The organism is Lentzea sp. NPDC102401, assembly GCF_044765805.1.
In the GTDB taxonomy this organism is placed as follows: domain Bacteria; phylum Actinomycetota; class Actinomycetes; order Mycobacteriales; family Pseudonocardiaceae; genus Lentzea; species Lentzea sokolovensis.
In genome coordinates, this window is record NZ_JBIWKS010000001.1 from 521,899 (window position 1) to 532,856 (window position 10,958).

Here is a 10,958-nt window from a genome sequence, read left to right on the forward strand (position 1 = left end):
CAAACGATCACCCCGTTACACGACGTTCACCGGTTCGTGGCCCGATTCGGTCACTGGCAACGCATTGTGAACGCGGATCTCAATTGGTAACTCGCGCGCGGCAAAGTGAGCGTTGCACGAAAAGACCCCCGATACTGCCCGCATGTACATCGTCGGTGACAACAAGGCTGTCCCGCTCGGCGACACCGTCAGTTCTGGTCAGGTGCAGATCGACCCGGAGGCGGGCGAGGAACTCCGCAAGCAGTTCCAGGCTCAGATCGACCAGGTCGACTCGTGGATCGAGCGTGCCAACTCGAGCATCGCCCGCCCGGCTCCGCTCGGTGCGAACCCGGTCGGCGACAAGATGCGCGACAAGTTCACGCATCGCGCCGAGGGTGAGCAGTACTCGTTCGTCAGCGTCATGACCGCGTACCGCACGGTTCTGGAGCAGACGAAGAACTCCATCGTCGAAGCGATCGGGAACTTCACGAAGCTCGACGAGGAACAGCAGGCCGAACTGAAGAAGCACATGGGTAACAGCTGATCTTGTGGCCAGCTGATCCAACGGAGTGAGAGGCGAGCCGGTCATGCCCCCCGAGACCGACCCGAGCGAGATCGAGAACGTCCCGGTCCTCACGGACCCGCAGAACTGGGCGTCCCGATCGCACCAAGAGCTGTATGCCGCGGTGCACAACAACAACGACCCCGGTCAAGCCGGCCAGATCAGCTCCGACTGGAGCAAGTACGGCAACGAGCTGACCGAGGCGTCCAAGACCATCAACTCGGTCATCACCGCGTCGGAGTCGAAGTGGACGGGCGGAGCCGCCGAGGCTGCCCGTGCCGCGATGAAGAAGCTCGGGGACTGGGTCGACGAGACCGCGAAGACGGCCGTCGAGGTCGGCACGAAGGTCGCCGACCAGGGCCGTGTCATGGAGAACGCCAGGGCGCAGATGCCCCAGCCGGTCCAGTTCGACTGGAACAAGGCCGCGGCCGCACTCGCTCAGCCGGGCACGCCCGCCTTCGTGCTGGCCTCCGCCGACATCGCGGTCGCCAACGCCGCGTCGCGCGCGGCCCACGACCAGGCGGTCACGGTGATGACCGACATGGAGAACAACTCCCGCCAGATCGACTCGTCGACGCCCGCTTTCAAGCCGCCGTTCAACCCGAACACCGGCATGGTCGAGGAGCCGGTGATGGCGATCCCGCGCTCCGGCGCGGCCGCGTTCACCGGTGGCGCGGACGGCCTCATGTCCACCCAGGCGGCGAGCGCCGGTGCGGCGACGGCCGCCCCTCCGACCCCCACCGGCCAGCAGTCGGGTTCCGGCGCCGGAGCCGGTGGCGGCGCGGGTGGCGGCAGTGGCGTGAACCAGCCCGCCGCGGCCGCGTACAACCCGAGCGCGCCCGGCTACACCGGAGCGGGATCCGGAGCCGGCGGCGGTGCGGGCGGTGGCGCCGGTGGCGGCAGCAGCTACACGCCGCAGATGGGCAACACGAACACCAACACGGCCGCGGCGTACACGCCGACCGCGCCTGGTTACAGCCCCAGCAACACGGGCAGCACGTACACCAGCGGCAGCGGGGGTGGCGGCGGTGGCGGTGGCGGCTACACGCCGACCGCGCCCGGTTACACGCCTCAGATGGGCACCGGTGGCAAGTCCGGCACCGGCCAGAACCAGAACGTCCCGAAGGTCCCGGTCGTCGGCAAGGACCTGGCGAACCCGAACTACACCCCGCAGAACCCCAAGGGTCCCGCGGCCTACAACCCCATGGCGCCCGGTTACACCGGTCCCGGTGGTGCGGGCGGCGGTGCCGGTGGTGGCGGCGGCGGTGGCGCCGGTGGCGGTGGCGGCATGAAGGGCGGCCCGATGCCGTACTCCCCCCAGATGGGTGCCGGAGGCGGCGGCGGGTTCGGTGGCGGCGCGAGCGGTGCCGCGGGCGCGGGCGGCTCGATGCAGTCCGGTGGCGCAGCCGGTGTCCAGGGCCAGGCCGCTCGTGGCGGAATGCCGATGGGCATGGGTCCCGGTGGCGCTTCCGCGGCCGGTGCCGGCATGGGTGGCGCGCCGATGGGCGGCGCTCCCGGTGGCGGCAAGGGCGAGGACGACAAGGAACACCGTTCCGCCAGCTACATCATGGGCGGCGACCTGTTCGAGGTCCCCGGCGAGAACCTGCCCCCGTCGGTGATCGGTGCCGCGAAGGTCAAGAAGCAGAAGGGGACCGAGTCGCAGTGATCACGCCCGAGTTCCTGCTGTCGCCGCGCGAGTTCGACGTGTTGTGGCACGCCCTGCGGCTCGGCAGAGTGCCGTACCCGCTGGACGTGCCGAACGAGGGCGAGACCGAGCAGGAACGCCGCGTGCTCGTCACGAAGACGATGGACGAGCTGCGGTCACGCGGGCTCGTGGACAACCAGCGTCTCGAGGACTTCCTGCGGCTGCTCGACGACCACGAGGTGTCCGTGGACGCCGTCGCCGGTCTCGACCGCACCGTGCGCGCGCTGGCCGTTTCCAACGGCCGGCGCGCCGCGCTGGCGATCATCGACGGCGACCGGGTCGGGCTGCTGGAGATCCGCGAGACCGGGATCGCCCGCGAGATCGTCAAGGTGCTGCCCGACGCCGTGCCCGGACCGGGCACGGCGGTGAACGTCCGGGTCCAGTCCCTTCAGGACGCGGTCGCGTTGCAGGAGGCCCAGGAGGTGGACCCCTCCGACGACCTGTTCGGCGACGGCGGGGTGGACGACCAGGAGGCGCTGCAGCAGGCCGGTCTGTCCGCACAGGACGCGAAGCAGTTCGACGAGCTCGCGTCGAACCGCGTCGCGGGCGGCCAGTTCGGCGTCACCCACGGCCGCCAGCGGTCGGGTGTCGTGATCAACTGGTTCGACACCCACCAGGGCCGTTATCTGATGGTCAACTCGGACGGCTGGATGAGCGTCTCGCCGACCGACAACGACCGCATCGCCACCCGAATCGACGCTGTGCTCGCGTGAACTAGCGAGTCTCAGTTGAACCGCCGCCGCCGGAGGACCGTGTGAATCCCGCGAACCCCTATCAGTGGGTCGAAGAGTACGAGGCCAAGCTGGCCGACCTGAAGCAGAAGTCGGAGGACCTCTCGGAGAACGTCGCGGCGGCCTCCGCCACCGTGACGTCGAAGGACGGCGCGGTGACCGTGACGGTGGGCCCCAACGGCGGCCTGCAGAACCTGCAGCTGGGGCACCGCGCGGTCGAGCTGGGCGGCCCCCGGCTCACCGCGCTGATCCTGGAGACCGCGCGGAAGGCCCAGAAGCAGGCCGCGACGCAGGTTCTCGAGCTGTTCAAGCCGCTCGGCGAGGGCACCGAGGCCTACCAGATGGTCTCGGACTCGATCCCGGACGACGAGGTCGACGAGGACACCGACCCGTACGACGAGGTCGACGACGAGCCGGAACCTGCTCCGGCTCCTCCGGCGAGCACGCCGGCGGCGACCCCGCAGCCGGCGCCCGTCCGCGGCCGGCGCCGTGCGGACGACGACGATGACGACGACGACAACCCCTGGTAAGGAACAGCGATGACCGCGCCTGAAACTCCACTCCCGTCTCCTCCCGGGATGAAGATCACCGAGGAGAACAAGCTCAAGGGCTCGCTGTTCATCGAGGCCTACGGCAGCCTGATCGACGGCATCAGCAAGGACGCGGAGTCCGAGACCGAGAAGGCTCTCGACATCACGTTCAACGCCATCGGCGCGGCCTCGGCCACGGTGATGTTCGCGATCGATCCGCTCGGCAGCATCATCGGTGCCGGTGTCGGCTGGCTCATCGAGCACGTGTCGTTCCTGCGTGACGCCCTGAACCAGCTGATGGGCAACCCGGAGGAGATCCAGGCCAACGTCGAGGCCAACAAGGCGCGCGCGGCCGAGCTGCGGGTGCTGGCGGAGGACCACAAGAGCGGCCTCGCGACGTTCGACGGCTGGAGCGGTCAGTCGTCCGAGCGCTTCAAGGCGTCGATGGACGGCATGGGCCAGGAGCTCGACGACCTGGCGAACGCCGTCGAGTCCAAGGCCAAGATCGTCGCGATCATGGGCATGCTCGTCACCGTTCTGCGTGACATCGTCCGCGACCTGATCGCCCAGCTGATCGGTTCGCTGATCGCCGGTGCGCTCATCGCCGCCGCCATGATGATCCCGACGTTCGGCACCTCGATCGCGGTCTTCGGTGGCTTCGCGGTCGGCAAGGCGGTCGCGCTGGGCGTGAACATCGCGTCCCGCGTCGCCCGTGTCGTCGCCGCACTCGGCCGTCAGATGAAGCGCATCGGCGACCTCGACGACATCATGAAGAAGGTCAGCAAGGGCTGGGAGCGGTTCGAGAACTCCGCTGACGTCGCCGAGATCACCTACGAGGGCTACAAGGCCCAGAAGGGTGTCGACGACAAGATCGACGAGGCCATGGAGGGCAGGGGCAACACCCCGCCCGGCGCCTCCGGTGGCAAGACGGCCGCGGACACCCAGGTCGCGTCGGGCGGCAAGACGCTCGCGGACACCCAGGTCGCTTCGGCGACGCTCGCGAACGCCCGCGTGGGCACCGTCATGCAGGACGGGTACGCGCAGGCAACGCTGCCGAACGCTCCCCTCAGGGCGATGGACGCAGGCGAGCCGATGCAGGCCCTCAGGCGCACGGAAGCCGCGGAGCCGATGATGACCGCCAAGCGAATGGCCTCGGAACCGCTTCAGCCGATGCAGGCTGTCCGTGCGATGGACGCGGTCGAGCCGATGCAGGCCCGTACCGCGGTGCACGCCACCGAGCCGTTGCAGGCCCGCACGGCGATGCACGCGGCCGAGCCGATGCACACGTTGCAGCGCACGCAGATGGACGCGGTGCAGCCGCTTCAGCCGATGCAGCGCGCCGAGGCGGTTCAGGCCCCGATGGCGTTCTCCCGCGTGGAGGCCGCCGAGGCTCCCGTCGCGTTCTCCCGTGCGACGGCGCAGGACTCCACGATGGTGTCCGGCGTCAGCATGACCGCGGGGGCGCCGATGCACGAGGCCGTCCAGCCTATGCAGGCGCGTGAGGTGTACACGAGCCCGGACACGCCGTCCGAGCCGTTGCAGGCCCAGTCGGGTTACGAACCGCTCGCGCGCACGCAGATGTCGCACGCGTACGACGCCCTCGAGCCGTCGCGCGTCGACGCGCAGCCCGTTTACGAGAGCGTCAACCCGCTCATGGCGAGTGAGCCGCTGCAGCCGACCATCGGCTACGAAGCGGCCGGCGGTGCCGCGGCCCAGCCGCTGCGTCCGACCATCGCGCACGAGCGGTCCGTCCGGCCGACAGAGTAAGTCCAGCCAACAGCCGGGATCCCCGCGATCCCGCCTTGTTCTGACGCAGCACTGGAGAATCGCCGCTCATGGCCAAGGGGAACGTCAATCCCAACCCAGCGCCGAACCCGGGAGCGAACCCTCCCCCCTCGGCACCGCCCACCAGCGGAACGGGCGGAGGCGGCCCCACCGGCAACAGCGGTTTCTCCATGAACGACTCCTCGATGCAGGGGTTGCAGAACAAGGCGGGTGACCTGGGGTCCCGGCTGACGAGCATCTCGTCCGGCCTGCGGGGCCTGAACTTCAGCGGCAACGCGCTCGGGCCCATCGGCCTGTTCGCGGTGCCGGCGCTCAACGCGTCCAACGACAACGCCGTCTCGCAGGCCGACCGGGGCGCCAAGGCGTTCACCGAGGTCCAGACGAACCTGAAGGCGACGCAGCAGACCGCGGTGCAGGTCGACCAGACCAACCAGACCAACATCAAGTCGATCGACTCGACCACCGGCGTGAAGAACGTGCCCGGCGCCGGCACCGGCACGCCGGGCAACAAGACTCCTGGCGGCCCCAGCGTCACCGGCCCGCAGGCGATCAACGGCGGCACCGGCGCGACGGGCGGCGGTAAGGGACCCGCAGGCGGCCCCAACGTCACCGGTCCACAGGCGATCAAGGGCGGTACCGGCGCGACCGGCGGCGGCAAGGGACCCACGGGTGGTGCCTCGGCCGGCCCGGCCCCGAACATCAAGGGCGGCGCCGGCGCGACTCCTGGCGGCGGTGCCAAGGCTCCCGCCGCGTTCACCCCGACCGCCCCCGGCTACACCCCGCCCGGTGGCGGCGGCGCCAAGGGCGGCGCGTCCGGCGTGAACCCCGCCGGTGGTGCCGCGGCAGGTGCTGCCCCGAACATCAAGGGTGGTGCGGGCGCGACTCCTGGCGGCGGTGCCAAGGCTCCCGCCGCGTTCACCCCGACCGCACCCGGCTACACCCCGCCCGGCGGCGGCGCCAAGGGCGGCACGGCCGGTGGTGGGAAGGCCACCGGTGGTGCCGCGGCAGGCGCGGCCCCGAACATCAAGGGCGGCGCCGGTGCCACGCCTGGCGGCGGTGCCAAGGCACCCGCGGCCTTCACCCCCACCGCACCCGGCTACACCCCGCCCGGCGGTACCAACGCCGCCGGTGGCAAGGGCGGCGCCGCTGGCGGCGTCAAGAGCCCCGCGGCGTTCACGCCGACCGCGCCCGGCTACACCCCGCCCGGCGGTGCGACCGCCGCTGGAGGCAAGGGCGGAGGCGCGACGCCTGGTGGCGGCGCCAAGGGTCCCGCGGCCTACACGCCGACGGCGCCCGGTTCGACGCCTCCCGGAGGCAAGGGCACGGGCGCGACGCCCGGTAGCGGTGCGACGCCTGGTGGCGGCGCCAAGGGCGGGGGCGCGACTCCCGGTGGCGGTGCGACTCCCGGCGGCGGTGCCAAGAGCCCCGCGGCCTACACGCCGACGGCACCCGGTTACAACGGCCCCAACACTCCCGGCGGCGCGGCCGGTACCAAGCCCGCCACGTCCGCTCCCGGCCCGCAGGGCGCCGTGACGTCGCCTTCGCGCGGCGGTGCGACGTCTCCCGGGGCACCCCCCATGGCCCCGCCGATGGGCGGCGCGAACCCCGGTGGCGCGGCCGGCGGTGAGCGCGGCGGCAGCAAGTACACCCCCACCGGCGGTGGCGCGAAGGGCGTGTTCGACGCGCCCAAGCCCGGCTCGCCCGACGGCACCATCACCAAGGCTCCGCCGTCTTCCTCGCCCTCGACTCCGCCCCCGGCACCGAAGCCGGGCGTCGGCGGCACCCCGTCGCCCACGGGTGGCGCGACGCCGCCCGCCGGTGGCGCCAAGGGGCCCGCTCCCTTCACGCCGACGGCACCCGGCTACAACGCCCCCGGCAACCCCGGCAACCCCGGTGGCGCGACGCCGTCGACCGGTGGCGCGACTCCCGGTTCCTCGGCCCCCGGTTCCTCGGCCCCCGGTTCCTCGGCTGCCGGCGGCGGCGCCAAGGGCCCCGCTCCCTTCACGCCGACGGCGCCGGGCTACAACGGCCCCGGTAACCCCGGCGGCCCGACGACGCCCGGTTCGCAGAGCGCCGTCGCCACCCCGCCGCAGAGCGCAGGCCCGCGTGCCGGCGGAGCCCCCGGTGCGACGCCTTCCGCCTCGGCCGCTCCTCCCATGGCCCCGCCGATGGCACCTGGCGGCGCGAACCCCGGTGCGACCGGTGGCGAACGCGGCGGCAGCAAGTTCACCCCCGCCGGCGGTGGCGCGAAGGGTGTGTTCGACGCGCCCAAGCCCCCGTCGCCCGACAGCACCATCACCAAGGCTCCGCCGCAGTCGTCGCCGTCCACGCCGCCCCCGGCCCCGAAGCCGACGCCGCTGTCCCCGCCTCCCGCGGCGACCGCGCCTTCGACGACCTCGCCGAACACGGCACCGCCGGCACAGAACCGTCCTGGCACGCCACCGGTCTCTTCACCGGCGCCCGCGCCGAACACGAACGTCGCACCGCCCGCGCAGAACCGGCCCGGCACGCCGCCGGTGTCGACGCCGCCTCCCGCGGCGAACGTGCCGCCGCCCGCCGCCCAGTCGCGGCCGGCTCCGGTCGCGCCGCCGGTCTCGTCGCCCGCGGCCAACACGAACGTGTCGTCGCCCGCACCGAACACCAACGCGCCCAGCACCAACGCGCCGTCGCCGGCACCGAACACGAACGTGCCGTCGCCGCGTCAGGACACGACGCCGTCGGCTCAGCCGCCGCGCGCCGACGCACCGCCGGCGCAGACGCGTCCGGCACCGCCCGCGAACGTGCCGCCGGTCAACACGCCGTCGCCCACGCCGAACGTCAACACGCCGGCACCCAACCCGGCGACCAACGCGCCGTCGACCAACACCCCACCGGCCAACGCGCCTTCGCCGAACCCGGCGACCAACGCGCCGTCGACCAACGTCCCGCCGACGAACACGCCGTCTCCCCGTTCGGAGACGACGCCGTCCGCGCAGCCGCCGCGTGCCGACACACCGCCCGTGCAGACGCGCCCGGCACCGCCCGCGAACGTGCCGCCGGTCAACACGCCGAACACCAACACGCCTCCGGTCAACACGCCGAACACCAACACGCCTCCGGTCAACACCCCGCCGGCGAACACGCCCGCGCCGGCTCCGCGGCCCGAGACCAACGTTCCCCCGGCGAACACCTCGCCGAACCCGACTCCCAGGCCCGAGACCAACACCCCGCCGGCCAACACGCCGAACCCGGCGCCGAACACCAACACTCCCCCGGCCTCCACGCCGTCTCCGCGGCCCGAGACGAACGTCCCGCCGACGAACACGCCGTCTCCCACCCCGGCGACGAACGTGCCGCCCGCGAACACCCCGTCGCCGAAGCCGGACACCGCCGTTCCCGCGGCGAACACGCCGAAGCCCGAGACCAACGCTCCCCCTGCCGGGCCCAAGCCCACCCCGGACACGAACACGCCCAACCCCGGCGACCCGAGCGTGCAGACGCGGCCGGCTCCCGCGCCGCCCACCGGCGCTGCGCCGAACCCGAACACCACGGCGAACCCGAACACGACGGCCAACCCCATGCCCGGCCTGGTCGTGCTGCCGCCCGCGGCCGCCGGATCGAACCCCGGCGCCAACACGGACGCGGGCCGTACTTCCGACTCCGACTCGTCCACCGATGCCCAGCAGGAGGCCACGACCTTCGATGCCGCTCCGACGGTGAACGAACTGCTGGCGGACGTCGACAATGTCGTCGTCGCGGTGGACAACGCGGCGGGGCTCGGCCACCAGGCCGCCGCGACGACGCTGGTGAAGGCGCTACGTGACGGCGGCTATCAGGACAAGATCACCTTTGTCACTGATCCGGAGTCCGCGAAGAAGATGGAACTCCTGATCACGCCGGACCTGCAGCCGGTCGAGGTCACCAGCTCGCCGAACCACCCCGACGAGAGCAACACGTTGCTGCTGTCGGCAGGTGACGACTCGCTCAGCGTGCACGACACGGACACCGCCACCAACTACCTCAACAAGAACAACGTGAACGAAGCTCTCATCCTCAAGCCTTACGCCTGGGATGGCAGCAAGCGGCTCCTCATCAAGCGCGACTCCCCCGACAGCGACGTCCAGATCATCGATCTGGACCCGCACATCAGCCCTGACGCCAGGTACGTCTACGACGTCCCGAAGATCACCGATCCGCAGGCACTGGCCAACCTCATCGACCAGGAGATGCCCTCCAACCCCGCGAAGGCGGACGGCATCAAGAAGGTCGCCGACGCGGTGATCAACGACAAGGCCGACATGATGCCGGTCTACGGCCTCGGGGCCGTCGACCTCGTGAACCGTCCCGGCGTGTCCAACCACCTCGCGACGGCTTTGCACTCCCTGGACCAGAAGCCCGCGATCATGATGGAGATCACTCCGTCGCCGGTCTGGTTCGTACCGGAGCTCAAGGCCGACTGGCTTAAGCGCGCGGACATCACCTCACCCGACCTGGATCAGCAGATCAACGACCTGAAGCAGGGCGACGTCCTGGTGGTGAACACCGGGTCCATGCCCCAGGCGGTGTTCCAGCAGGTCTTCCAGCTCGGCACCCTGCCCGCGATCAACGAGGGCGCGAACTCCACGAACCTCGCGCACCTCGTCGAACGGCCGAACATCTCCGTTCTCACCAACAAGACCCCTTATCCGAACGTCCCCGGCAGCGACGCCGCCACGACGAACCTGAACAACGTGAGCGACGGTCTGCGAGCGGACACCGCGTGGCTTGAAGCTGCCAAGACCAACCCGGATGTGAAGCAGGCGGTCAACCTGACCTCCGCCGTGGAGACCTTCTCGGCGCTCCGGGACTACGTGCAGTCGCCGAACCGCGACCCCGACGAGGCAGCCAGCTCTGTGTCCCAGGTCGCCTCCATGCTCGCGCCCGCGGTCCCGGGCAAGGGCGCGGAGGTCGCAGACATCCTTTCCGGACTCCCCGACGCCGCGGTCAAGGAGATCAGCAGCGTCATCGACGGCAAGCCGCTGTCGCCGAAGTTCCTCGACGACTCCAACACGGTCGATCTCACCAAGGATCAGCTCGACAAGATCATCGATCTGCTCGAGTCGCAGAAGCCGGACCTCCAGACCAAGCTGTCCGAAAACGCCCCGAGCAACACGCCGGGCGATCCGATCGATCCCAACGTTCCGGACTCGGGTCGAAACGACGTTGCCCAGATCGCTGACCTGCTGAAGAACCTCTCGCAGAAGGACAGTCCCGAAAGTCAGTACTTCTCCCAGGTGTTCGAGGATGCTCGCGCACCGCAGAACAACCAGGTCATCCAGGCTCTGACCCTGCGGCTGGACCCGCCGTCCCCGCCGCCGCCTGCCCCGGCAGAGCAGACGCCGGACGCCGAGGTGCCGAGTCCGCAGACGCCGGTGGAATCGACGCCCCCGGCCCAGCAGGCCCCTGCTTCGGTGGCGCCTCCCGCCGTCACGACCCCCAACACCAACGTCGAGACCAACACCGGCAGCGACGTCGAGAGCGACGTCGAATCCGACGGACCCGACATGAGCGGCGGCCTCTTCGGGTTCGACACCGACAGCGACGTCGAGACCAACACCGAAACCAACACCGGCAACGACGTCGAAAGCGACGTCGAATCCGACGGACCCGACATGAGCGGCGGCCTCTTCGGGTCCGACACCGACAGC

General features: G+C 71.0%; 6 protein-coding genes. All 6 read left to right on the top strand.

The annotated features are described in order from the left end of the window. The first annotated feature begins 142 nt into the window (after positions 1-142). A complete protein-coding gene (locus ACIRG5_RS02540) occupies positions 143-523 on the top strand; it encodes a hypothetical protein (protein ID WP_402898986.1) in 381 nt (126 codons plus the stop codon). Positions 524-566: 43 nt separating this feature from the next. After that, on the top strand, positions 567-2,207 hold the full coding sequence (locus ACIRG5_RS02545; protein ID WP_402898988.1) for a PPE domain-containing protein: 1,641 nt from the start codon (positions 567-569) through the stop codon (positions 2,205-2,207). After that, complete coding sequence (locus ACIRG5_RS02550) at positions 2,204-2,959, top strand: ESX secretion-associated protein EspG (RefSeq protein ID WP_402898991.1); 756 nt, start codon at positions 2,204-2,206, stop codon at positions 2,957-2,959. The genes ACIRG5_RS02545 and ACIRG5_RS02550 overlap by 4 nt, the downstream gene beginning before the upstream one ends. Before the next feature lie 41 nt (positions 2,960-3,000). Next, positions 3,001-3,507 carry a YbaB/EbfC family nucleoid-associated protein gene (locus tag ACIRG5_RS02555; protein ID WP_402898993.1) on the top strand — a complete coding sequence of 169 codons (507 nt, stop codon included), beginning with the start codon at positions 3,001-3,003 and terminating at the stop codon, positions 3,505-3,507. A gap of 48 nt (positions 3,508-3,555) precedes the next feature. Then, entirely contained in the window at positions 3,556-5,274 is a 1,719-nt protein-coding gene (locus tag ACIRG5_RS02560; RefSeq protein WP_402898996.1) for a hypothetical protein, read from the top strand. 188 nt (positions 5,275-5,462) lie between these two features. Continuing rightward, positions 5,463-10,958: hypothetical protein (locus tag ACIRG5_RS02565; RefSeq protein WP_402898999.1), on the top strand; the 5,496-nt coding region annotated here is incomplete at its 3' end.